At 70.3% G+C, this 23,677-nt stretch carries 23 protein-coding genes; 12 read left to right on the top strand and 11 right to left on the bottom strand.

The features are described 5' to 3' along the window. Nucleotides 1-7: 7 nt before the first annotated feature. Nucleotides 8-556, top strand: coding sequence for a VOC family protein (locus tag ACFT9I_RS17830; protein WP_382565204.1), 549 nt, complete (start codon nt 8-10; stop codon nt 554-556). Beyond that, nucleotides 549-1,376, top strand: a complete 828-nt coding sequence (locus tag ACFT9I_RS17825; protein ID WP_382565202.1) for a MerR family transcriptional regulator — start codon at nt 549-551, stop codon at nt 1,374-1,376. Before ACFT9I_RS17830 ends, ACFT9I_RS17825 begins: the two co-directional genes overlap by 8 nt. Before the next feature lie 31 nt (nt 1,377-1,407). On the opposite strand, the gene ACFT9I_RS17820 is transcribed toward ACFT9I_RS17825, so the two are convergent. Beyond that, the gene (locus ACFT9I_RS17820) at nt 1,408-2,322 is read right to left on the bottom strand and encodes a hypothetical protein (protein ID WP_382565200.1); all 915 of its coding nucleotides are present in this window, start codon (nt 2,320-2,322) and stop codon (nt 1,408-1,410) included. A gap of 9 nt (nt 2,323-2,331) precedes the next feature. Beyond that, nucleotides 2,332-3,741 (bottom strand): FAD-dependent monooxygenase, encoded by a 1,410-nt coding sequence (locus ACFT9I_RS17815; RefSeq protein ID WP_382565199.1) that lies wholly within the window; start codon nt 3,739-3,741, stop codon nt 2,332-2,334. Nucleotides 3,742-3,801: 60 nt separating this feature from the next. Here ACFT9I_RS17815 and ACFT9I_RS17810 point away from each other — a divergent pair, with 60 nt between their 5' ends. Continuing rightward, entirely contained in the window at nt 3,802-4,467 is a 666-nt protein-coding gene (locus ACFT9I_RS17810) for a TetR/AcrR family transcriptional regulator C-terminal domain-containing protein (protein WP_382565322.1), read from the top strand. Here ACFT9I_RS17810 and ACFT9I_RS17805 read toward each other — a convergent pair. After that, a complete protein-coding gene (locus ACFT9I_RS17805) occupies nt 4,453-4,857 on the bottom strand; it encodes an ATP-binding protein (RefSeq protein ID WP_382565197.1) in 405 nt (134 codons plus the stop codon). The two genes, ACFT9I_RS17810 and ACFT9I_RS17805, sit on opposite strands and share 15 nt — an antisense overlap. Nucleotides 4,858-4,975: 118 nt before the next feature. Here ACFT9I_RS17805 and ACFT9I_RS17800 point away from each other — a divergent pair, with 118 nt between their 5' ends. From ACFT9I_RS17800 to ACFT9I_RS17790, 3 genes are all read left to right on the top strand, one after another. Next, on the top strand, nt 4,976-5,800 hold the full coding sequence (locus ACFT9I_RS17800) for a Scr1 family TA system antitoxin-like transcriptional regulator (RefSeq protein WP_382565195.1): 825 nt from the start codon (nt 4,976-4,978) through the stop codon (nt 5,798-5,800). Next, a complete protein-coding gene (locus tag ACFT9I_RS17795) occupies nt 5,787-6,074 on the top strand; it encodes a DUF397 domain-containing protein (RefSeq protein ID WP_382565194.1) in 288 nt (95 codons plus the stop codon). The genes ACFT9I_RS17800 and ACFT9I_RS17795 overlap by 14 nt, the downstream gene beginning before the upstream one ends. Nucleotides 6,075-6,471: 397 nt before the next feature. Continuing rightward, nucleotides 6,472-7,350, top strand: coding sequence for a hypothetical protein (locus ACFT9I_RS17790; protein WP_382565192.1), 879 nt, complete (start codon nt 6,472-6,474; stop codon nt 7,348-7,350). Here the strand turns inward: ACFT9I_RS17790 and ACFT9I_RS17785 are convergent. Then, nucleotides 7,340-8,215, bottom strand: a complete 876-nt coding sequence (locus ACFT9I_RS17785) for a DUF2690 domain-containing protein (protein WP_382565190.1) — start codon at nt 8,213-8,215, stop codon at nt 7,340-7,342. The two genes, ACFT9I_RS17790 and ACFT9I_RS17785, sit on opposite strands and share 11 nt — an antisense overlap. Then, entirely contained in the window at nt 8,212-9,012 is an 801-nt protein-coding gene (locus ACFT9I_RS17780; protein ID WP_382565188.1) for a peptidoglycan-binding protein, read from the bottom strand. Before ACFT9I_RS17780 ends, ACFT9I_RS17785 begins: the two co-directional genes overlap by 4 nt. Nucleotides 9,013-9,315: 303 nt before the next feature. Here ACFT9I_RS17780 and ACFT9I_RS17775 point away from each other — a divergent pair, with 303 nt between their 5' ends. After that, on the top strand, nt 9,316-9,786 hold the full coding sequence (locus ACFT9I_RS17775) for a hypothetical protein (RefSeq protein ID WP_382565186.1): 471 nt from the start codon (nt 9,316-9,318) through the stop codon (nt 9,784-9,786). A gap of 65 nt (nt 9,787-9,851) precedes the next feature. On the opposite strand, the gene ACFT9I_RS17770 is transcribed toward ACFT9I_RS17775, so the two are convergent. Beyond that, nucleotides 9,852-10,691, bottom strand: coding sequence for a phosphotransferase enzyme family protein (locus ACFT9I_RS17770; RefSeq protein ID WP_382565184.1), 840 nt, complete (start codon nt 10,689-10,691; stop codon nt 9,852-9,854). A gap of 74 nt (nt 10,692-10,765) precedes the next feature. After that, complete coding sequence (locus ACFT9I_RS17765; RefSeq protein WP_382565320.1) at nt 10,766-11,848, bottom strand: LysR family transcriptional regulator; 1,083 nt, start codon at nt 11,846-11,848, stop codon at nt 10,766-10,768. 94 nt (nt 11,849-11,942) lie between these two features. On the opposite strand from ACFT9I_RS17765, the gene ACFT9I_RS17760 reads away from it, so the two are divergent. Together ACFT9I_RS17760 and ACFT9I_RS17755 are read left to right on the top strand one after the other, a co-directional pair. After that, a complete protein-coding gene (locus ACFT9I_RS17760; protein WP_382565182.1) occupies nt 11,943-12,170 on the top strand; it encodes a hypothetical protein in 228 nt (75 codons plus the stop codon). A gap of 36 nt (nt 12,171-12,206) precedes the next feature. Further along, complete coding sequence (locus tag ACFT9I_RS17755; protein WP_382565180.1) at nt 12,207-12,782, top strand: O-methyltransferase; 576 nt, start codon at nt 12,207-12,209, stop codon at nt 12,780-12,782. On the opposite strand, the gene ACFT9I_RS17750 is transcribed toward ACFT9I_RS17755, so the two are convergent. Continuing rightward, nucleotides 12,779-13,504 carry a TetR/AcrR family transcriptional regulator gene (locus tag ACFT9I_RS17750; protein WP_382565178.1) on the bottom strand — a complete coding sequence of 242 codons (726 nt, stop codon included), beginning with the start codon at nt 13,502-13,504 and terminating at the stop codon, nt 12,779-12,781. The genes ACFT9I_RS17755 and ACFT9I_RS17750 overlap by 4 nt on opposite strands. Before the next feature lie 291 nt (nt 13,505-13,795). On the opposite strand from ACFT9I_RS17750, the gene ACFT9I_RS17745 reads away from it, so the two are divergent. The 3 genes from ACFT9I_RS17745 to ACFT9I_RS17735 all read left to right on the top strand — a co-directional run bounded on the left by ACFT9I_RS17745 (nt 13,796) and on the right by ACFT9I_RS17735 (nt 20,296). Further along, a complete protein-coding gene (locus tag ACFT9I_RS17745; RefSeq protein WP_382565176.1) occupies nt 13,796-16,066 on the top strand; it encodes an MMPL family transporter in 2,271 nt (756 codons plus the stop codon). A gap of 448 nt (nt 16,067-16,514) precedes the next feature. After that, complete coding sequence (locus ACFT9I_RS17740) at nt 16,515-17,924, top strand: hypothetical protein (protein WP_382565174.1); 1,410 nt, start codon at nt 16,515-16,517, stop codon at nt 17,922-17,924. After that, entirely contained in the window at nt 17,921-20,296 is a 2,376-nt protein-coding gene (locus ACFT9I_RS17735; RefSeq protein ID WP_382565173.1) for a glycosyltransferase, read from the top strand. The genes ACFT9I_RS17740 and ACFT9I_RS17735 overlap by 4 nt, the downstream gene beginning before the upstream one ends. Before the next feature lie 28 nt (nt 20,297-20,324). Here ACFT9I_RS17735 and ACFT9I_RS17730 read toward each other — a convergent pair whose 3' ends face one another. The 3 genes from ACFT9I_RS17730 to ACFT9I_RS17720 form a co-directional block, all read right to left on the bottom strand. Further along, nucleotides 20,325-21,107 (bottom strand): hypothetical protein, encoded by a 783-nt coding sequence (locus ACFT9I_RS17730; protein WP_382565171.1) that lies wholly within the window; start codon nt 21,105-21,107, stop codon nt 20,325-20,327. Between the two features lie 170 nt (nt 21,108-21,277). Next, a complete protein-coding gene (locus tag ACFT9I_RS17725; protein WP_382565169.1) occupies nt 21,278-22,651 on the bottom strand; it encodes a polysialyltransferase family glycosyltransferase in 1,374 nt (457 codons plus the stop codon). Next, a complete protein-coding gene (locus ACFT9I_RS17720; protein ID WP_382565168.1) occupies nt 22,651-23,631 on the bottom strand; it encodes a glycosyltransferase family 2 protein in 981 nt (326 codons plus the stop codon). Before ACFT9I_RS17720 ends, ACFT9I_RS17725 begins: the two co-directional genes overlap by 1 nt. Between the last annotated feature and the right edge of the window lie 46 nt (nt 23,632-23,677).

Raw genomic sequence — 23,677 nt, 5'->3', positions numbered from 1 at the left:
TGGGCGCATGAGCGACTACTACAACGCGTTCGAGACAAGTCCCGTGCCCGCTCCCGGCCCGGACGCGGTTCCGCCGGAGCCGTTCCGTGGCATCTACGGAATGCCCGCGTTCGTGACGATCCCCACGAGCGACCTGGCGGCGTCCGCGGACTTCTGGTGCCGTGGACTCGGCTTCTTCGAGCTGTTCAGCATCCCCGGCACGCTGGTGCATCTGCGCCGGTGGGCGTTCCAGGACGTACTTCTCGTCACGGAGGGGAGCGTTCCGGAGCAGGAACAGGAACAGGCACCGGCGATGAGCATCAGTTTCGCGTGCGTGCTCAGTCAGATCGATGCGCTGGTCGAAGCCTGTCGCGCGCTGCGCCCGGACTCGGTCGACGGCCCACGGGACACTCCCTGGAACACCCGCGATGTGGAGGTGATCACCCCCGAGAACGCGCGGATCGTCCTCACCGCGGCGAAGCCCTTCGATCCGGCCAGTGCGGAGGCGCGGAACCTCGCGGCCATCGGGATCACCGCACCGGGCGTCGGTCGCGGCGACAATGAGGAGCATGCCTGATGCCACTCACGCCGACGGGCTGACCGTCGGGCAGGTCTCGACACGTCTGGGCGTGACCGTCCGCGCGCTGCACCACTGGGACGAGATCGGTCTGGCGCGACCGTCGTTGCGTACGGCTGCCGGATACCGGCTCTACACCACCGGTGATCTGGAACGCCTGCACCGCATCGTCATCTACCGTGAACTGGGTCTCGGCCTGGACAGGATCCGGACCATCTTGGACGGCTCGACGGAGGGCTCGGCGGCCGACGCGACTGCCGACGTGTCCGGCGCGTTGCGCGCGCAGCGCACCCAGGTCGCCGAACGGATCGACCGCCTCCGGCAGCTCAGCGCCGGACTGGACCGGATGATCGACGCCCATGAGCGCGGCCTGCTGCTGACCGTCGAGCAGCAGGCCGCGATCTTCGGCCCCCGGTGGAACCCTGACTGGTCCGCCGAAGCGCGTCAGCGCTACGGAAACACGACGCAATGGCTGCGGTACGCCGAGAACTCCGCCTCTCGCGGCCCGGAGGAATGGCAGGCCGTCGCCGATACCGTCGCCGACTTCGACCGCGCCCTCGGGGACGCGATGGACGCCGGTGTCACGCCTGGTGGCCCGGAGGCGAATCACCTCGTGGAGAGGCACCGCGAGGTCTTCGCCTCGTACTTTCCCCTCACCCGGCAGATGCAGGTCTGTCTCGGCCGCAAGTACGAGGCCGATCCGGGCTTCGCCGCCCACTACGACGGCATCCGCGCCGGCCTCGCCACGTGGTTCCGCCGCATCATCGACGCCGCCGCGCGCGCCCACGGCATCGACCCCGACACCGCGACCTGGCAGTAGGTCCGGACGGGACCTAGCGCCGCGGCGGGCGTTACGCGCTCAGGCGGCGCAGGATCACCATCAGCTCGTCCGGTGGGACGATCGAGAAGCTCATCGTCGCGTTGTCGATCTCGGTCAGGCAGGTCACAGCGCCCTTGTGCCACCAGTAGATCCGGGGCGAGAGCGGCCCCGGATTGTCCTGGTGCGCGCCCAGGCCGAACGCGGCCAGGTCGTTGATCGCGCCGACCGCGTTCGCGTCCTCCAGCGGGTGGAAGACGAGGAAGTGGCGGCTGGGTACGGTGAACAGGGCCCCGTCCTGCGGGAGTTCACGCCCGATCAGGGACCGCGCCACATCATCGAGGACCAGCGCCTTGCTCGCGACGAACATCGACTCGCCCGTCACGAGATGCACGACCGCCCTGCTGTCCGTGCGCGTCAGGTCGTAGTCGACGGGCTCGTCCACCAGGTTGGCGCGCCCGGCGGAGCGCAGTTCCTCAAGACCCGCACGGCCGACGTCCCGGTCGTCCAGCAGCCGCACCGAGTCGGGCAGGTCCAGCGCGAGCGCTTCGAGTAGCCCGGTCGCCACCGGGCGGGTGTAGCTGAACGACGACGCGGCCTCCGCCGGGATGGCATCGTCGGGCACGAGCCGCAGATACACACTCCGGCGTATGTCCTCGGCCCAGGCGCCGGGCCCCGCGACCGCCCCAGCCCCCGCCTCTGCCGAACGCGTCGCGGCGTCAAGGGCGTTGAAGTGGTGCTCCACGATCCCCGGCCACGCGCCCGGCTCGGCGCGACGGCACAGCTCGGCGAGGTTGTACAGCGCCTGGGTGCCCCGGTCCGAGTGGACCGTGTCACCGCTGACCGTCACGGAGTTGCCCCGCCGGGCGTGATATCCCCGCACCAACTCGCGCAGGCGCTCGGCCTGTTCAGTGGTGAGCGAGGGCAGATGGGTGTCGGAAGAACTCATGGGCCAAGTCTATTTACGGAGCTTCGCCAGCCACTCGCCGAGCCCCGTCGCGTCCTCGCCCGCCCAGCCGATGTACCCGTCGGGACGGATGAGGAACAGCCCCTTGCCGTACGGCTCGTACGCGTCCAGGTGCCGTACGTGCACCAAGTCGCCTTCCAGGGCTGGCAGTTCGGCGTCCGTGCCGACGGCGAGCAGCGTGAGGTGCGGACCCCGCAGTGCGTCGAAGATCGTGCCCCCGTCCGGCAGCGGCCCGTCCGGCGCGCGGTCGCCCGCGAGCAGATTCCCCGCGCCGCCGACGGAGAGCGGTCCGCCCCGGTAGCCGAGGCCGAGTTGACGGGTCGCCCCGCCCCGCTTGGCCTCGCCCCGGTGGATACGGGTGGAGAGCCCGAGCATGTCGGCGGCCACCGGGCGGCGTTCGCTCTCGTACGAGTCGAGCAGCGCGGAATCCGCGCCGTACCGGATCACCTGCCCGAGCTTCCACCCCAGGTTGTACGCGTCCTGGACGCTGGTGTTGAGCCCCTGGCCGCCCGCCGGTGAGTGGATATGGGCGGCGTCGCCCGCGAGGAAGACCCGGCCGACGGTGAAGCGGTCCGCGAGCGCCGCGCGCGGCCGGAAGTCCGACGACCAGCGGACCTCGCTGACGTCCGCCTCGGTGAGATGCGTACGGGCGGCGACCACGGACCGTACGCCCGCCGCCGAGGTGTCCGGCGCGGAGCCGTCCTTGAACTGCGCGGTGAGCTGGAAGTCCTCCGTACCCGGCAGCGGGCAGACCGACAGGTAGGAGCCGTCGGCGCCGACGAAGAAGTGCCAGTTCAACCGGTCCAGGGCGGTCGGGATCCGGACGTCGGCGACCAGCATCGGCGCCGGGTCGACACTCTCGCCGGTCATCGCGACGCCGAGCAGACCGCGTACGGTGCTGCGCCCGCCGTCGGCGGCCACGGCGTACCGCGCGCGGATCGGCGGCCGGTCACTTGACAGCGCCGCTGTCACCCCGTCCGCGTCCTGCGCCAGCCCGGTCAGCGCCGTACCGAAGTCGACGCTCCCGCCCAGCTCGGTCAGGCGCGCGAGCAGGATCTCCTGGGTACGCCACTGCGGGACCAGCCAGGGTCCGGCGTACGGCTCCGAGACGGTCGGCGCGACCTCCTCGAACATCCGGTGCTCGCCCTGCCGCTCCCCGTCCTGCCAGACCATGCCGACCGGCGCGGGGCCGCCCGACGCGAGGACGGCGTTGATGACACCGAGGTCGTCAAGGACCTCCAGGGTGCGTGCCTGGATGCCCTTGCCGCGCGAGCCGGGGAAGAGGTGGTCGGCCTGCTCGATGACGCGTACGGAGACTCCGCGACGACGCAGGTCGCAGGCGAGGGCGAGGCCGGTGGGTCCGGCACCGACGACCAGTACGTCCACTACATCCGTGTTCATCATGATCTCCTTAACGTTGTTAAGTGCGCTCGTTCAGGAGGATGCGCTTAACGCTGTTAAATTGTCAAGGTGGCTACGACACGACTGGACCGCGCCCTGGTGGCCCGCACCGCCCTGCGTCTCCTGCACGAGACGGGCCTTCAGGGGCTCACCCTGCGGGCCATCGCCAAGGAACTCGACGTCAAGGCGCCCGCGCTCTACTGGCACTTCAAGGACAAGCAGGCGCTGCTCGACGAGATGGCGACCGAGATGCTGCGCCGGATGAACGCCGACCTCCCCGCCGAGCTGCCCGCCGACTGGCGCGACGGGCTCGCGGCCGCCATGCGCGGGCTGCGCGAGCACCTGCTGCGCTACCGCGACGGCGCGAAGGTCTACAGCGGCACGCGCTTCACCGACCACGCGGCGTACGCGGGCCCGATGGAGCGCCATCTGGGCATGCTGACGGCCGGGGGTTTCACCCCCGCCGGGGCGGCGCGGGCCTGGTTCACCGCGTACAGCTACACCATCGGTTACGTCATCGAGGAACAGTCGATGGGCCCCGACCCGGCCTCGGGCGAGGAGGGCGCGGAAGGCGTGGAGGGCTACGACCTGGCGGCCCGCGCGGACCGCCTCGCCGAGCACCCGCTGGCGGCGGCGGCCGGCTTCGAGCTGTTCAGCGACCACGACGCGGGCTTCGAGGCGGGGCTGGCGGCGGTGGTGGCGGGGATCGGGTCACTCATGAAGTGACAGCTCCGCCCAGACGGATTTCCCGGGCCCGTTGCGGTCCTTGACCCCCCAACTGTCCGCGAGCGCGGCGACGAGCGCGAGCCCTCTGCCGTCGGGCGACTCCGGGTCCGGTTCGCGGACCTCGGGCCACTCGGGCGAGGCGTCGTGCACCTCGATACGGAGCGTGTCGGACATCCGTACGTACCAGGTCTCGATCTCCCGCCCCGGCGAGACGCAAGCGTGCCGCCCCGCGTTGGTCAGCAACTCGGACAACACGAGCACGGCCGCCTCCTCCAACGACGCGAGCCCCCACCCGGCGAGCGCCTTCCGCAACTCCCAGCGCGCGAGGCCGACACAGCGCGGGTGGCGGCTCCAGCGGAGCACCACCGAATCTCCGAGGCCGGGGTTCATTCGGCCACCTCCTCAAGTTGCTCTCTGTGACATTTCACTTACAGAGTGGGGTGGTGGCCGCTAGCCTGGAAGGGGTTCGATCTTGACAACGCGCACATCAAGGGCGGGAGTTGATCGCATGTCGGTGCAGCGGGTACCGCGCAGTCCTCGGGAGAAGTACGGGGAGGAGCTGAAGCTGCGACGCATCGCGGCGGGGATGACGCAGGAGGCGTTGGCGCAGTTGGTGGTGTGCTCGCCGACGCTGATCAGCCACTTCGAGGCGGGCAGGCGTCTGCCGAGCCCGTCGGACGCGAAGCGGATCGATCAGGCGTTGGGGACGGATGGGTTCTTTTCTCGGTGGCTGGAGGACTTGGACGCGAAGTTCGCCGAACACTTCGCGGCTGCGGCGGAGTTGGAGAAGCAGGCGGTCGAGATCCGTCAGTGGGGCCTCACCCTCGTGCCCGGCCTGTTGCAGACCGAGGCGTACGCGCGGGCGCTGTTCCGCTCGTACCACGCGAATTACCGCACGGACGAGGTTGATCGGAAGGTGGTCAACCGGATGGAGAGGGCTCAGATCCTTGAAGGGATGTCGGGGCCCGTACTGTGGACGCTGCTGGACGAAGCCGTAATCCGACGCCAAGTCGGAGGGGCGCCCGCGATGGCCACTCAACTGCGCAAGATCGTCGGAATGGCCGAGACGGGACGGCTGCGGCTGCATGTGCTGCCCTTCGGGGCGGGGGAGCACGCCTTGATGGAGAGCTCGCTCGACCTGATGAGCTTCGAGGACGCCGCACCGGTCGCGTACGTCGAGGGTCTGAACACCGGAAATTTGATGGACGATCCGGCTCTGGTGAGCCATTGTCAGGCGGCGTACGATCTGGCGCTGAGTGACGCGTGGGCGCAGAAGGAATCACTGGCCCTGGTCCGGGCCGTAGCGGAGGAACACGAACATGGTCAGCAGTGAGCGCTTCACGGGGTGGCGCAAGTCGAGCTACAGCGGCGGCGGCAACGGCAACTGCCTCGAAGTCGCCGACGGGTACCGCTTCACGGCGTGGCGCAAGTCGAGCTACAGCGGCGGCGCCGGTGGGGAGTGCCTCGAAGTCGCTGACGGCCACCCCGTCGTCCCCGTCCGGGACTCCAAGCTCGCGCACGGCCCCGCGCTCGTATTCCCCGCCGCCGGCTGGTCCTCCTTCGTCGCAGCCGTGAAGACCGGGACGTTCCGCGCGCCCGTTGGCTAGTGCGGTGATCGCATAGGTCCTGGCTCGTGTCACGATGTCGCCATGCAGGTGTCGGATGCTCTCGTGGTTCTTCAGGTATCGGTCTACCGGGAGCGGATTGCGCTGGCCGACTTCGTCAGAACCAGTGGTCCCGTCAGGGATTGGAGTGCTGTCGTCCGAGAGGAAGCTGCCAGGCTTCAGAGGTCCCTTGAAGAGTCGGAGCGCACGTTGCAGCAGGTGTTGCGAGGCGCTGCGGGTACGGAAGACCAGCTTCGGGAGTTGCGGCGCGCTCTGAGACGAGAGGCAGCGATCAGCCTCGCGGAGAAGGGTTCGGATCCGGCAGTTTGATCAGGCGGCGAGGGCTGGGCGACCTGGTCGGGACCGCCCGGTGTCAGAGGCTGCTGGCAGCATCGCCGCCATGAACGCCATTCCCACCACCCCGCCACGGCCACTCGACGTCACCGCGCTCTTCCCTCAACTGGCCCCGCTGGCACGCACGGCGACCCGCCTGCATCCCCGCCCCGGGTCGCCCACGCCGCACGACAGCTCCGTCGGCGGGCCACTGCTCTGGCCCGCACGGCAGCCGTGGCCGACCTGCGACAAGTGGCACGAGGGTCCGGTCTCGCCGCTTGTGCCCGTGGCCCAGCTGTACGCGCGCGACGTACCCCTCCTGCGAATGCCCGGACGGGCCGATCTGCTCCAGGTGCTGTGGTGCCCCTCCGAGCACCCGCCGGAGTACAAACCGCCGACCGCGCTGTTCTGGCAAGTCGCCGCCGAAGTCACCAACGTCCTTGCCGCGCCGCCCAAGCCGTCCGAGGTGGAGTACGACTGCTACCTGCCGGAGCCGTGCGTACTCGCACCGGAGCAGATCACCGAGTACCCCAACTTCCTCGCCTTGAGCGAGGAGTTGCAAGAGCAGCTGACGGACTGGAGCGTGTGGCAGGCGACCGGTGTGGTGGACGATTCCTATGAGACCGACCCGGAGGAGTTCTACATGAACGAGGTGTCGGTCGCCCCCGGCTGGAAGGTCGGTGGCTGGCCGCCGTGGGGCCTCACCGATCCCGTCGCCCGGTTCTGCGTCGGCTGCGGCACCGCGATGAACCCGCTGCTGACCGTACCTACGGGCGAATGGCACGCCGACAACGTCGGCTGGGCCCCGTACGAGGATCAAGCCCTCGCCGAACGCGACAAGGGTCAGCGGGTGTCGAACCCCACCCGGGTCCAGATCTCCAGGGGCAACAACCTGCAGCTCTACGGCTGCCCGGAGTTCCATTCGCACACCGACCTCATCCAGTGAGCGATTTCCGGGATCCTTGCGGCCGGGGCGCGGTGCTGGCCTCGCCCACGCGTGCCTCGACGCACTCCCGTTCGCCGTCCTTCGACGCCGGCCGGAAGCAGGCCCGGACTGTGCTGCCGGGGTGGGCCGCGGTCATCTCGGTGGAGACGTAGTTCTCCGTGTCGGTGGTGTCCTTGATGCGTGCGTCGTGGGTCGGGCCGGCCGCCTTGACCTCCACCCGGTCGCCGATCCGGGTCCCCCACACCAGGGCCCAAGTCGCGCCGCACTTCTCGCTGTAGCGCAGCTCCATGTGGGCGCCGGTGGTGGTGCGGTAGGTGGTGAGGGTGTCGGGGGCGAAGCCGCAGGTCAGGCGTATCGGGTCCTGGCCCTCGCAGGCGGCGCCGTTGCATTGGGGGGCGAGGGAGTACGGGGCGGAGGCCGACAGCGGTTCGTCGTGCGGGGCCTCCGGGTCCAGCAGGAAGAGCGCCAGTGCCACACCGCCGACGACCACGGAGCAGGCCGACGCCAGCACCACCATGAGGCTCCCCCTGCGGACGTGGGGCCGCCCGGTCGCCGGGGGTGGCGGTGGCTCCTCGGCGGCAGGGGGCGAGGCCGCCGCGCGTCCGCTCCAGTCCGACTCGGCGATCTCCCACAGGGCCAGCAGCCGCCCGTCCGGCTCGTTCGCCAGCCGGCACAAATCCTGTACGGCCTGACGAGGGGGCAGGCTCTTGCCGTTGAGGTAACGCTCCCAGGTGGACTTGCTGTACGCCGTGCGTTGCGACAGCGCCACCAGGCTCAGACCCGTGCGGGCCCGCAACTCCCGCAACGCCGCGCTCAGCCGGGTGTGCCCCGAGTGTCCCGCGTGCCCCGCGCGTCCTGCGGTCATTTCGGTGCCGCTTCCCGGAGGGCCTTCCAGGTGTGCCGGCCGATGACACCGTCCACGACCAGCCCGTCCCGTTTCTGGATGCGCTGGACCGCGCGCTGCGTGTTCGGGCCGAAGACGCCGTCGATGTCTCCCGGCGGGATGCCCGCCCGGCGCAGCAGACACTGCGCCTCGGCCACCATCGGCCCCACGTGGGTGTACGCCAGGATGGTGTCCGTGGTGCGGCTGAGCCCCGCGTACCAGCGGCCGTCACGCTGCTCCAGCCGGCAGGTGTAGACGACCGGTACCAAGGACTCCGACGCGGTGGACGGGGTCGCCACGACCGTACTGGCGCGTTCGTCCGCCAGCTCCGTGCGGGCGTCGGCGAGCCGTACGGCCAGCAGGACGGACGTGGAGACGGACAGCACGAGGGCCACCGCTCCCACCGCGACGAGGGCGCGCGCGTAACGCCCGTACGGCTGCCGTTCCGTGGGCGGCGCGGGTACCGGCGTGGCCGGGGCGCTCTCCGGGGCAGGGGTCGCGGCTTCGCGTCCCTCCGCCCAGTGTTCGGCGGCGATCTCGTGCAGCACCAGCAGCCGGGACGGGTCGTCACCGCCGATGCGGGCCATCGCCTCGACGGCCTCCCGGGGCGGCAGCGACCTGCCGTTCAGATACCGCTGCCACGACCTCGCGCTGTAGCCGGTCTTCGCGGCCAGTTGCCGCGCACTCAGTTCGCCGCGGTCCTTCAGTCTGCGCAGTCGCACGATCAACTGGCGGACGTCCGGATGCAGTTCGGCGGGCAACTCTTTCCAACGCGACATGTCCCCCCACTCGCGTCATGGACCGTAACCCCGGCCCCCCGTGTGCGGGCCTCATTCTGCATCAGCCGTCACGGCGTACACACGGAGCAGCGACCCTCGTCGTGTCGCCGTTCCCCTCGCGCGGTCGTCCCGCCGCACTGACTCGGCGGGCGATGTCCCAGCAGGTCAGTGCCCGGGACGTCCCGGGATGACGTCACTTCCACGGCAACTGTCGCGGGGCATCGCGCTGAACCCCCAGTCTCGTTGCGGAGCCCGGCCGGTGCGGTCGGCTCCGCCCGTACCACCTCACCTGGAGCGTTCCGAATGAAACTGAACAGAAAGCTGGCGGCGCCCCTGCTCGCCGTCGGACTGGCCGCGACCTTGACGCCGCTGACCGCGTCGCCCGCCTCCGCCGACAGCATGCACGGCTGCACGTACCCGCGCGTGTGTCTGTACTCCGGCGCCTACTCCGGCGGCAGCGTCATCGGCTGGTACCAGGACACGTACTACCAGAACCTGCCGACGTCCATCCGGAACGATCCGGACGCGGTCGTCAACACCCGTAACGACGACTCCGTCTGGCTGCTCGACACCGGGCACTCCCCGGACGCGTACCTCTGCATCCCGAAGAACAAAGCCGTGAACCTCGGCAACTACGCCCACCCCAACGGCACCACCTGGGCGAACGACGTCGACACCATCCTGATCTGGCCCGAACCCGATGACGGGAAGTGCAGCGGCACCAACGACGTGCAGCAGGGCACCGTCAAGGACGGCTGGCGTCCTCCCTCCTGACACACCCGGCCGTCCCCGGGCGCTTCAGCCCCGGGGACGGCCGTTAGCGCGCGGATCTTCGGAGGTCAGCCGCGACCGAGCGCCGCGCGGATCTGGCCGAGCCACTCCGTGCCCAACTGCCGCCCGTTCGGGAGCTGGTCGTCCCGGTCCCAGCGCCACGTGGTGATCATCGCGAGTACGAGGATCCGGCACTCGCGCAGCAAGTCCTGATCGATACCCGGACTGTGCTCGCCGACCTCTTCGGGCGCGTGGGCGAGGTCGAACTCGACGGGCCCACGGCAACACGTCTCAAGGTCGATGAACAGCGGCCCGCTCTTCGTGCTGAGCACGTTGCCCGGGTGCGGTTCGCCGTGCAGCAGTTGCTCGGGGGCGCGGCGCTCGCCGATCGCCCGGCTCAGGTTTCGTAGCGTGTCGCCGAGCAGTTCCCGGTCCGCGTCGGCGAGGGCGGGAGTCCGGTCGCGGTTCGCCAAGAGTTGTTGAGCTTGCTCGACCCGATCGGTGAATCGCGGCGTCGGGACATCGAGGGTGCGCATGCCGGTGTGCAGCCGCGCGAGCGCGTCGGCGTAGTCGGCCGGTGGGAGCGCATGAGGTTGAGGCGTCGGGGGTTCGTAGTAGGTCCACAGCGTGACCACGTAGCCGTCACGCTCGTGGACGCGTGGCTCCACCCGGGGATCGAGAGCGGCGACCGGGCACCCGGCTTCGACGAGCCGCTGCGCGAGGTCGACTTCGAAACGCGCGGCCTGATGCGCCACAGGCGCCACCCGGGCCAGGACGTCGCACGGCAGCAGCCGCAGAGTGAGCCTGTTCGAGTCCTGGAGAACGATCGCGTCGTCGGCGGTCAGGCCGAGTGATGAGGCGATCGACCTGGCTGCGGCCACCGCACGCGGAACTTCCGACGCCTGCATCGTCGCCCTGCCCCTCTCGCCTGAGCGCTGCAACCCGCGCACCCTACCCCGGCGCTCCCGCGCGGGACGACGCGTCATGAGCGGGATCGTCCTGATGGCCACCCGGCGTGGTCCGAGGAGCGGATCCGGCCGACGGGGCCGACGGGGCCGACCGCGCTGACCGGGTCGGCTGGGTCGACCGGGCCGACCTCCCGCATCGCCGTCCTGTCCTCCGGTGGCAGCCATGCGTCCGGAGGCAGGTCGAGCCAGTGGTGTTCTCGCGCGAGGCGCCGTGCGGTGTCGGCGAGGGCGTCGAGGGCCGGGTGGTCGAGGCCGGTGCGCCAGACCAGGGAGAGGGGTGACAGGGGGACGGGGTCGCTCAGCAGGCGCAGGGCCATGCCGGGTACGTCGATGAACTCCGTGCTCGCCAGCACCCACCAGCCCCGTTTCCGTACGACGCGCATGAACTCTTCCGGGCCCTCGATCTCCGGGAAGGGTTCCGCCAGGTGGATGCCGTGGCCGGCGAACAGCCGGGTGGCGAGGTCGGTCCACTCGGCGGCGGACTGGTTGCCCGCCGCCGCGTAGAGAGTCCGGCCGGCCAGGGCCTTCAGCGGGACGCGGTCGCTCGCGCACAGGGCGTGGTCCTCGGGCAGGAGCACGGCCATCCGCTCGTAACGGACCGGGAGATGGGCGAGCCGCGCGGTCACGACGGGGGCGAGTCCGGCGACCCGCCCGAAGGAGGCGTCGAGACGGCCGTCGAGGATCTCCTGGGCGGCGCCGGTGAGGCCGCTGTGGAAGCGGGCGACGAGTTCGAGTTCGGGGTGGGCGCGCCGTGTCTCCTCCAGCACTTCGTGCCCGGTGGCCGCCCGGTCCCCGACGTCGACGAGCAGCGGCCGTTGCTCGCGCGCCGAGGCCGCGGCGGAGAACGCCTTGTGCGCGGCGAGCACGCGCCGGGCGTACGGCAGCAGCCGTAGGCCTTCGGCGGTGAGGCGGACGTGACGGGTGGTGCGTACGAACAACTCGGCGCCCAGCTCGCGTTCAAGACGGCGGATGTCCCGGCTCAGTGCCTGCTGAGCCACGTACAGGCGGGTGGCGGCGCGCGTGAAGTGGAGTTCCTCGGCGGTGGTGACGAAGGCGCGCAGGAGGCGGGGATCGAAGTCGCGGGACACCCGGGCAATCTACCGGCGCGTACGGAACTGACAACACAGGTGCGTGAATGCGGATGGGACAGGTGTTGGACCGCAGAGGGGCGCCGCGGCGAGCGTAGAGGCCATGCCCCACTACGAACTCGTCCGACCCGCTGCCTCCTTGGAGCCGGCCCCGCTGCTGCTGGCGGTCAGCGGACAGATGCTCGTCGCCGCCGCGGTGCCGCCCTGCGGATACGACTCCGACAAGGACCCCGACAACGACTCCGACCACTCGGGACGGCGTTCCTGGCTCCGCCGCCTGCTCGTCACCGGATTCCCCTCCCGTAAGCGCGAGAAGCGCGAGAAGCCCTAGGCTCAGGTGAAGTTGACAGGAGTGTGGGGTGTGAGCATGGCTGAACGTGTTGTTCCGGCACGTGTGTTGGCCGCGGAGCGTATCGCCTCCGAGGCGGGATTCAAGAAGAGCTGCATCCCCGAGGTGGGCAGGCTGCTCCGGCTGGCCGCCGCTTCGAAGCCCCACGGAGTCGTCGCGGAGAGCGGCACCGGCACGGGAGTCGGCACCGCCTGGCTGCACAGCGGCCTCGGCGCCGGCGCGCGCCTGCTCACCGTGGAGCGCGACGAGGAGCTGGCCCGCCGGGCGGCCGCCGTCTTCGCGGACGACGAGCGCGTCGGCGTTCTCACCGGCGACTGGCGGCTGCTTGAGCGGCACGCCCCCTTCGACGTCTTCTTCTGCGACGGCGGTGGCAAGCGCGACGACGCCCAGCGGGTCGTGGAACTGCTCGCTCCCGGCGGCCTTCTCATCCTGGACGACTTCACGCCCTCGCCGCACTGGCCGCCGCGCTTCGAGGGCGAGGTGGACGAGCTTCGGCTGTTCTACCTCACGCATCCGGCCCTGAACGCCACCGAAGTACTCACCACACCCACCAGCTCAGCGGTCGTCGCGGCACGCCGCCCCGACGCGACCTAGTCGGGAACGTCCCCCACCGCCGGGATCCGGCCGTGGACGTCCTGGAGCAGGTTGCGCATCGCCATGTGGAAGATCCCGGCCTGGTGGGCGCCGAGGAAGGCGGTGTGGCCGAACACCTCCAGGATGACCAGGCCGTGCATGTGGCCCCACGCGCTCATGAGCAGCGCCGTCGCGGGGGGCGGCAAGGCTCCCGTGCCGGCCGGGGGGAGGCCGTCGGGGTGGGACGTGGCGGCGTCCGCCGCTGCGAGTTGGGGCTCCGTGAAGCCGGCGAACAGCTCGCGCTCGAAGATCGTGCCCATCCGGACCATGGCCAGGGTGGTCGGGCCGTCGAGGGGCGCCTCGTAGTGCCGCAGCGGTGTTCCGTAGAGGAGCTGGAACAGCTCGGGGTGGTCGATGGCCCAGCGGCGGTAACCCTCGGCCGCGGTCACCAGGCGCGGCGTGTCCGAGCCGTCCGGCGCGGTGTCGACGGCGGCCTGGACGGCGTCGGCCAGGTCGTCGTACGCCTTGGTGATGAGCGCGGTGATCAGCGCGTCCCGGCTCGGGAAGTAGTGGTAGAGCGCCTGCACGGTCATGCCGAGGCTACGGGCGACCGCGCGCAGGGACAGGGCCGTGGGGCCGTGTTCGGTGATCTGGGACTCGGCGGCGTCCAGGATCTCCTGGGTGGCGGCGGCCCTGCGCCGCTCGCGCAGGGAAAGTGTCGGCGCGGGTTCGTCTGTGGGCATACGGCGACCGTACGACGCCGGCCCTCGCAGGGCACCAAGAAGTCGCCAGGTGTGAGGAAAATCTAACACTGCCAAATCTTTCCTCGCCTCGCTAACGTCTCCCGCGGCGACGAAGAGTGCGACACCGACACCGACACCGACACCGACACCGGCACCGACATCGCACCCACCTCCTCACCGGGGCCAAGAGCCCCGCTGGAGCGGCGCGCCGGTCACCCCCATCCCAACCTCGGCTGCGCCATGCCGTTTTCACCCCTTTTCATCGTGAACATCCAGAAGGAGAACGTGCGCGTGTTTGAACGCATAGCCGAACTGGCCATTCGCCGGGCCCGGCTTGTACTCGTCGTCGCCGCCGTGGCCGTGGCCCTCATGGGCGCCGTCGGCGCCGGCGCGTTCAGTGTGCTGAAGGGGGGCGGCTACGACGACCCGGCCTCCCAGTCCAGCCGAGCCGGGAAGGTCATCGAGGAGAAGTTCGGCGGGGAGACCAACCTGATCCTGCTGGTCCGCGCCGGGGAAGGCCGTGTCGACAGTCCGGCCGCCGACAAGAGCGGCCAGGCACTCATGGCCGACCTCAAGGCGGAGAAGGATCTCGACAACCTCATCTCCTACTGGGAGACGGACAGCCCCGACCTCCGCTCCGAGGACGGCCGCGAGGCCATGGTGCTCGCCCATGTGAAGGGCGACACCACCGAGCAGGAGAAGCGCGCCAAGACCATCATCGACAAGTACAAGGGCGAGTACGAGGGCGGGCTCACCATCCAGGCCGGCGGCGGCACCGCGGTCGGCGCCGACATGTCGACGCAGGTGCCCAAGGACCTCCTGCTGGCCGAGGCCATCGCCGTCCCGCTGACGCTCATCCTGCTTCTCGTCGTCTTCGGCAGCGTCGTCGCGGCCCTGCTGCCGCTGGTCATCGGCACGATCGCCATCGCGGGTACGTTCGCCGAACTCGCCCTCCTCGGCAGCGCCACCGACGTCTCCAACTCCGCGACCAACCTGACCACCGCGCTGGGCCTCGGACTGGGCATCGACTACGCCCTGTTGATGATCAGCCGGTTCCGGGAGCAGCTCGCGACGGGGTCGAGCGTCGACGACGCCGTACGGCACACGGTGCGCACCGCGGGCCGTACCGTCGCGTTCTCCGCCGCCACGGTGGCGGTCGCGCTCGCCGCGCTCCTGGTGTTCCCGCAGTACTTCCTCCGCTCGTTCGGCTACGCCGGGGTCGGTGTCGTCGCCATCGCGGCCGTCAGCACCCTGTTCGTGATGCCGGCGCTGTTCGTCGTCCTCGGCCACAAGGTCAACAACGGGCGGCTGCCGTGGGCCAAGAAGGCGCGCGTCGACACCCGTACACCCCTGTGGGGACGGCTGGCCCGCACCGTCATGCGGCGCCCCGCGATCACCGCGCTGCCCGTGCTCGCGGTGCTGCTGCTGGCGGCGAGCCCGCTGCTGGGCATCACCCTCGGCACACCGGACGAACGGGTGCTGCCCGAGGACGCCGAGAGCCGCCAGGTCTCGTCGGTGCTGCGGGAGAAGTTCAACGGCAACGACGACGCGGCCATCCATGTCGTGCTCGACAAGGCCGTGGCCAAGGCCCCGCTGGAGTCGTACGCCGCGGAACTGTCCGGGCTGGACGGTGTCGTACGCGTCGAGGCCGGTACCGGGACCTACGTCGACGGAAAGCCCGCGGCGCCCGGCCCCGGCGCCGCCCCCGGCAACGCCGCCCTCAGCCGTCCCGACGCGCAGCGGCTCAACGTGGTGAGCGACCTGGAACCCAAGTCCGACGACGCCCAGAGCCTGGTCAAGGACGTGCGGACGGTCGAGGCCCCCGCCGGTGCGGAGCCCCTGGTGGGCGGTACCGACGCCGAACTGGTCGACTCCAAGGACTCCATCAGCGGCCAGATCCCGATCGCCCTGGCCCTGGTCGCCGTCACCACCTTCATCCTGCTCTTCCTCTTCACCGGCAGCGTCGTGCAGCCGCTGCGCGCACTGGTCCTCAACGTGATCAGCCTCGGCGCGACCCTCGGCGCCATGACGTGGATCTTCCAGGACGGCAACCTCGCCTCCCTGCTCGGCGTCACACCGCAGCCGATGGAAGCGTCGATGACGGTGCTGATGTTCGTCATCGCCTTCGGCCTCTCGATGGACTACGAGGTGTTCGTCACCAGCCGGATCAAGGAACTCCACGACGAGGGCGAGGACAACGAGTCCGCCGTGACCAACGGCCTGGGCCACACGGGACGTATCGTCACCGCGGCGGCGTGCCTGCTCGCGGTGAGCTTCTTCGCCTTCGGCACGGCCAAGGTCAGCTTCATGCAGATGTTCGGCCTGGGCAGCGGACTGGCGATCCTCATCGACGCCGTCGCCGTACGCGGTGTGCTCGTCCCCGCTGCTATGCGCCTGCTCGGCCGCTCGGCCTGGTACGCGCCGCCCCTGCTGCGGAAGTTCCACGGGCGGTACGGCCTCAGCGAGGGCGGCCCCGCGCCGGCGCCCGCCGCCGCGGCCGGAGCCGAGCCCGAGCCCGAGCAGCCCGCGGCGGAGTCGGAGTCGCCGTACGTGAAGAGCTAGCCCGCGGTACGACCGCCGCACCGCACCGTGCCCGCCTCTCCCTCCGAAGAGGCGGGCACGGTCGCGCTACGGCTACCCCGCTGCCGGTGCCGGAATCGCGAGGTACGACTCCGGCCCCAGCCGGACCTCGCCCCGCGCCGCGCGGTGGGCCCGAACCCGTACCCAGCGGTTCATATCCCGCGCAATCCCGTCCAATCCCGCGCGCCCATTTTTCAGGCTCCACTCGTTCCTCCTGCCGACGCAGTCAGTTCACCTTCCCGTCGCGCGGGTTTCCTAGCCTGTCGCCGACCCGCAACCTGATCGCGGGCAGACAGACGCTGGGAGCACCATGACGAAGGTCCGCAACCGATGGCTCAGGCCGCGCGACGGGGACAGCCCTGCCGGGCCGCCCGACGGAGCCGGGCAAGTCCCGGGTCGGGGGGACCGGATCACGCCGACAGAGCTTGACGTGTGTCTGCGCGCCTGCGCCGTGCACAGCGGGAAGATGGTCGGCAGCCTCGACCGCAAGCGCGGTGAACTCGCCGAGAAGCTGCGCCTCGTGCTCGCCGCCCACGCCTCCGGTTCCGCCGAGAGCGCCCAGGCCGCGCCCGCCACCACGCCGCTCATCCGGCGTGCGGCCAAGAAAGTGGTCGCAGGGCCGACCGGGTCGCTGAGCGGTGAGCTGCTGGACGCGCTGCTGGCCGTCGGCAACAAGGCCCTGGAGTGCGGGTACGGCGACGAGCTGAAGCTGTCGCTGCTGATCAGCGACGCCGTGCTGACCCAGCGCAAGAACTCGCGGGCCGGCTGGCGGCTGCGCGCCCGCACGCTGGAGGCCATGGGCGACGAGCCCGCGACCATCGCCGCGTACGAGCGCTATCTCGCCCTGACCGAGGAGGACGGCTTCGGCGTCGCTCCCCGGATCGCCGGTCTGCACAGCGCCGGTGAGCAGCAGGACGAGCTGCTGCGGCTGCTCGAACGCGGCTGCCCGCAGGCGTCGGTGTACGCGGACGGCCCCGCCACCGACATCTGGGCCGACGGCGTCGCGCTGCACGACGCGGGCGACCGCGCCGGCGCCGAGGCGCGGCTGATCGGCGCGCTGCTCGCGATGCGCGGCGACGGCAGCCCGGTGACGGACCTTCAGGTGTCCATCGGGCAGTACCTCGACCTGCGCCTCGCCCACGGCGGGCCCATCGAGGAGACCCGCCAACTCGCCGCCCTCTACGGCGAGATGCGCCGCAACCGGCAGCGCGGCCCGGTCCCCGACCCGACCTTCGGCGACGTCCAGTGGCTCACCCTGGGCGAGTTCCGCAACCAGATCGCGGGCAAGTCCATCTGCCTGATCGCCAACTCGCAGAGCGTCGGGCGCGGTTCGCTCGGGGCCGAGATCGACGCGTACGACCTGGTGGTCCGCTTCAACTCGTACAAGATCGACGCGCCGGCCACCGGCAGGCGGACCGACATCCACGCCTCGATCCACAAGCACGGCTTCAACTGGGACCAGAAGGTCACCACCCGGCTGGTCTTCGGCGGCCTCAGCGGCGACTGGAAGAACTCGCTGCGCAACCGCCTCGTGCCCGGCGCCCAGACCTACGTCAACGACGAGTCGCTGCGCTGGCCGCTGCGCAACATCGGCCGCGTCGGCAACGACGCGTGGCCCGCCATCCCGACCAGCGGCTTCAACATGCTCTGGCTGCTGGACTTCCTGGACGCCAGCCCGAAGCTCGACCTGATCGGCTTCGACTTCTACGAGAGCGGCGCCTACCGCCTCAAGGAAGCGATGCGGATGCCCATCACGTCCGTGCACGAGTACACCAGCGAAAAGGCGTGGGTCATGGAACGCGCCCAGAGCGTGACCGACACGAGGATCTCCCTGCGATGACCGCCACCCCCCACGCCCCGGCCGGGCCCGCCGTGAGCGCGCCGCTGTCCGCCAACGCCCTCACCGGCAAACGACGTCTGGCCTTCGCGTCCTTCGTCGACGAGAACTATCTGGACGGCTTCCTGGCGCTGCTGCGCAGCCTCGCGCTGTCCAACCCCGGTGTGTGCGAGGACTTCATCGTCCTCCACGACGACCTGCGGCCCCAGTCGGTCGCCTCGATCCGGGCGCTGCACCCGCGGGTGCGCTTCCACCGCGTCGACGCCGCGCGCTACGACGGCTACGAGAAGGGCGACCAGGAGAACTACCTGGTCCGCAAGGCGTACTTCATCCTCGACGTCTTCCGGCTGCGCGACTACGACACCATCATCACCCTCGACACCGACATGGTGGTCCTCGGTGACCTCGGCGAGCTGCTCCAGCTGCGCGAGGGACTCGCCGCCGTACCGCAGTTCTTCTACGGGCAGCACAAGCTCAACAGCGGACTGCTGGTCATCCAGCGCGAGTACCTGAGCGACGAGTTCTGCGCGCGGATCGACGCCACGGGACGCAGCGGCGACTACGAGCTGGACAAGCACGACCAGGGCATCCTCAACTCCGTGCTCGACGGCGACTTCGTCCAGCTCGACTCGCGCTACAACTTCGTCAAGCGGCGGCTCTCCGGCGACAAGCCCGTCCCCGACGACACCGCGATCCTGCACTTCACCGGCCGCCACAAGCCGTGGCAGGGCGGCGAGGCCGGATACACGCAGGCGGAGGACCGCTGGCGCGAATTCGACCTGACGGACGCGGAGTTCTACGCCGCGTACATGGCCGTGTCCGGCACCATGCACCACGATCTCGTCGTCAAGTACGGCACCGAGCACGTCGCGCTCACCGGGGACGTCGAGAGCGCCCGCAAGGTCGCCCACGCGCACATCAACGCGGGCGGGTTCCAGGAGGCCGCCGACATCCTCGGCAGCGTGCACATCCCGGTAGACGACACCTGGCCGCACGAGGTGCTGGGACACGCCCTGATGAGCGTCTCCCGGTACGAGGAGGCCAAGGTCCAGCTGCACCTCGCGGCGGGCTCGCCCGTCCGCGCCGCGACGTCCTTCGGGCGGCTCGCGCAGATCGCCTGGATCCACGGCGACGACACGGCGGCGCACGAGTACGCGATGCGGGGCCTGGCCGTCGACCCCACGCACCGGTCCAACCGGCTGATGCGGCTGCGGACCCAGGGCCACGACCTGCCGGCCCCGCGTGAGGGCGCGCCCGAGGACCAACTCGCCCATGTGGCCTTCTACATGCCGCAGCAGGGCAACGCGGGCGACAAGCTGCTGCCCGAGTCCGTACGCCTCTCGGTCGGCACCAGCACCGGCGCGAACGGCGGCGCCGACACCGAGACGGGGCCGGCCCGCTGGCACTCGATCCACGCCCACCGTCTCTTCGACAAGGCCGCGCTGAAGCGCGTCAACGAGCGGCGCGGCCTGGTCATCGGCGGCGGCGGACTCTTCATCCCGGACACCGCGCCGAACGGCAACAGCGCCTGGCAGTGGAACGTCCCCGACGAGCACCTGAACGGCATCGACGTACCGATCGTCGTGTACGCGGTCGGCTTCAACGCCTTCGACGGCCAGTCCTACCGCGCCGGGCGCTTCAACTCCTCCCTGCGCCAACTCGTCGAGCGCAGCGCCTTCTTCGCGCTCCGCAACCACGGCTCGATCGAGAAGGTCCGCTCCCTGCTGCCCACCTCGCTCCACGACAAGGTGCGCTTCCAGCCCTGCCCGACCACGGTCACCCGGCAGCTGATCGACGGCTGGACCGACCCCGCCCCCGGGCAGCGCGAGAACACCGTCATGATCAACGCCGCGTACGACCGGGCGGGGCTGCGCTTCGGCCACGACTACGACCACTTCCTCGCCGAGATGGCGAAGGCGGTACGGGCGCTGGGCGCGCACACCGAGGTCCAGTGCGTGGCGCACTCGCTGGACGACGAGAAGATCGCGTTCGACCTGCGGCGCGAGCACAACGTCTCGCTGCCGGTCATCCCGATGTACGACTTCGACAACGACGCGATCAGGGACACCTACGCCCGTACGAAGCTGGTCATCGGGATGCGCGGCCACGCGGGGATGATCCCGTTCGGCTGCGGCACGCCGATCATCTCGCTGATCTCGCACCCGAAGATGGCGTACTTCCTGGCCGACATCGACCGTCCCGAGTGGGGTGTCTCGGTCCATGACAAGAACCTCGGGGCGCTGCTCACGGAGCGGGCCCTGGGGCTGCTGGACGACCACGCGGGGTCGGTGGCCGATGTGCACGGCAGGCAGCAGGAGCTGTGGAAGGTGACGCAGTCCAACGCGGCGGACCTGCGGGGGATCCTGGGGTACTGACCCCCCTCCGGGCCGGGCTGACGCCCCGTCAGTAGTGCACCGGGGTGGGGAACGTGGCGGTGGGGCTGAACAGCGCCGCGTACGCCTCCTCGTGGTGTCTGCGGTGTCGGCCCGCCCGGTTCGCCTCGGCGGTCTGGGTGGCCGACGGCGTCAGCATCCCGTTGTCGGCCAGTGCCTGGACGCGCAGCAGCAACGCCCGGATGTCCAGGCCTAGTTCGCCCGCCACCGTCTGGAGGTCGAGGCCGGACTGCCAGCTCCAGAGCAGCACCGAGTCCATGCTGGCCGACCAGACGACCGGGTTGGTCTCGGCCTCGGACGCGTGGAGCACGGGGGAGGCGAAGTCCTGGTGCTGGGCCATCTCCTGGAGCGGGCCGCCGCTCTCGGTACGGGGGTGCGGCAGGTGCACCTCCGCCGGAGTGCCCCGGGGGACCTGCTGCTGGTACGCCTGCTCGGAGAAAGGTTCCTCCGACGGCTGCTGTACGGGCGGCGTCGCGGCGGCCGCAGGCGCCTGCGCCTGCGGAATCGGCTGCGTGTGGGCCTGCGGGTAGCGGTCCAGCAGCTCCTCGGCGACGCTGCGCGCGTCGCTCTTGCCCACCGTGCGCCGCGCGATCCGCACCTCGCGCTCGTGCAGACCCATCAGATCCGCGACGGCCCCGTCGTTGCCGACGGTGACCGCGAAAGCGGCGAGCGTACGGCTCCGCTCCGCCTGCGCCTCGTCCAGTACGGCCTGGGCCTGCCGCACCTGCTCGTCGCTGGCGCAGAAGGCCTCGGCGAGGACGCTGTTCCGATCCCAGAGTTCACGTGGTTCCACGTGGCTATCAACGCGGCAGAAGCGGTTGAGAACGCAACTTTCTGCGAAGTACCACCAAATGGATCAAAAGTTCACTATCGTCCAAAAGGGTGATGGGCGTGATATCGGGCTGCTGCACCTAGGCGCGCCGTCGCAAGGTCTTGACTACGCGCGCCGTCTCAGGGCCTTGACTACGCGCGCAGCCGTAGTACCGCCCGGCGCAGCCGCCTCGCGCGGCGCACCACGCGCTGCGCCGCCGCGTTCTGCGGGATACGGACGAGCTGCGGGCCGACCGCGCCCGGCAGCCCGAGCGTGGTCAGCCGGCGCCGCTTGAAGTACCGCAGCGTGTGCGGGTCCAGGCGCCCGGCCAGGAAGGTCTCCGTCGCCGCCCGCAGCCCCGGGTGCAGCTGCGGCTGCATCACGAAACCGACGGCCGCGACCAGCTCGGCGGGGTGCGGCTCGGGCCGGTACGTACCGTCGTCGTCCAGCGGCGGGACGAGCGCGTCCACGAGCGTGACCGGTACGCGGTTGCTGTTCTGGTACGGGGTGAGCCGGTCGAGCAGCATGTCCGTGCCGGTGCGAGCCACCGGGATGCCGAAGAACGCCGACGCTGTGAACAGCGCCGTCGAGAAGCAGCCGACGACCAGGGCCGGCTTCAGCCGCCGGTACAGCACCTCGGCGAGTACCGGGCTGTCCAGCACGGTCAACCGGGCGCCGAGCTTCGCCGCCTCCTCCTCCAGCCGCCGCGACCAGACGGCCGGAGCGGTGGGGTGCGGCTTGAACACCACCTGCGTATGGCCGAGTTCGACCACACCCCGCAGCATCCGGATGTGCAGCTCCTCCTCCTCGCGCTCGGTGATGAGGCCGAGCGTGGACAGGTACTGTCCGAGCAGCAGGGCGGGCGGTACGTCGGGAGTCCAGAAGTCCCCGTCGCTGTCGCTGTCGGAGCTGTCGGCGCTGTGGGCGAGTTGGTCGAGTACCCGCAGGAAGTCCGCGGTCGGCACCGTCTCGGACGGGACCCCGAACTCGGTGAGCAGCAGCGGCACCAGACCCGGTACGAGATCGAGGTGCAGCAGCCTGCGTATGCGCGCGCCGACCTGGAGGTCGAGCCGGTTGCGGGTGGGGCCGTAGCTCATCAGCCCGTCCGCGTACACCTCGATCCGGGCGGCCGTGAAGATCTCCGCGAGCGTGAGCGCCGGGCTGACCTGGATCGATTCGAGGACCAGCTCGACCGCGTCGTCGCCCAGGCCCCAGGCGAGGCGCAGATGGCGCTCCCAGATCGGCAGGTCGTCCTCCCGGGGCACCCAGCCGCCGGGATGGAACGGCGCGATGGTCTCGTTCCACGACAGCACGTCGTCGAAGCGGTGGCGCAGCCCCTCGAATCCGGGCATCTCATGCACGGCCGGGGTCAGTTCGGGCGTACCGGCGTTGTTGCTCACGACCAGGACGGTCCGGTCGACGGCCGGAAACAGCCCGGCGTCGAGCGCGGCGGCCAGGGTGGCGGCGCCGTACAGGGTGGAGGCGTAGAAGACACGCGTCGTACGAGCGGGGGAGAGGGTGCTCATCAGGCCGCCGCCTTCCCGGTCGTGCCCTGGCGCCTGCGCAGCCTGCGCAATTGGGTCGAACGGTCCAGGTCCATCGAGTTCAGCGCTTCTCTCAGTACGTCCTGCGGCAGCCGTTTCATGGCGGCGGCGCTCATCGTGCGCAATTTCCGTGCCACGGCCGGTTCGAACCGTTCCTTCGCCCCCAAGTGGTGCGAAATGATGGCCAGATATGTTCGTACGGCCTTCAGGAGAAAACGCTCGCCCTCGGGGTCCGCCGCTGTTTCCTCGATCACCTGGTCGAATGCGCGGATGAAGTCCAGCTGGCGTACGTCGCCGATCTGCGTGAGCGACGAGGCGACGCCGCGCCGGTAGAAGATCCCGAGCAGCCCCACGGCCGCGAAGGACTCCGCCTCGCGGTGCAGCCGCCAGATCCACGGCCGGTCCTCGGCGGTCCGCAGCCCGTCCGTGAAGTGCAGCAGGCCCCGGTCGGCGAGCCGCCGGTGGTAGATGCCGGCCCAGGCGTACGCGTAATCCACCGACGTGGTCTTGTCGGCCGGCAGGATCGTCTCGCGCGGCTTCAGGACCACGCCGCGGGGGCCCACCGGGACACGGTGCACCGTGCGGGCCCGGCCCGTGAACTGGACATGGTCGGTACGGACGAAGTCGCAGCCCAGCGCCTCGACGGTGGCCAGCAGCTGCTCGTAGTAGCCCGGCACCGCCCAGTCGTCGCCGTCGAGATAGGTGATGTATTCACCGCGTGCGGCGTCGAGACCGGTGTTGCGCGCGGTGGCCAGTCCGCCGTTCTTCTGGTGTCTCAGCAGGACCGCGCCGGGCAGCTCGCGCTCCGCCCGCCGCAGAAGTTCCAGGGTCCCGTCGGTCGAACAGTCGTCGACGAGCAGGAACTCGAAATCCTCCCTGGTGTTCGCGGCGAGGCTTCGAAGGGTTTCGGGGACGTATGTCTGCACGTTGTAGAACGGCACGACAACAGAGAGCTTGACCACCCCGGTGACGCTAGGCGGCGGCCCGGCATTCGTTCCGACATCCGCG

This window comes from Streptomyces sp. NPDC057137, from assembly GCF_042670825.1.
In the GTDB taxonomy this organism is placed as follows: domain Bacteria; phylum Actinomycetota; class Actinomycetes; order Streptomycetales; family Streptomycetaceae; genus Streptomyces.
This window is presented reverse-complemented; position numbering and strand designations above follow the sequence as displayed.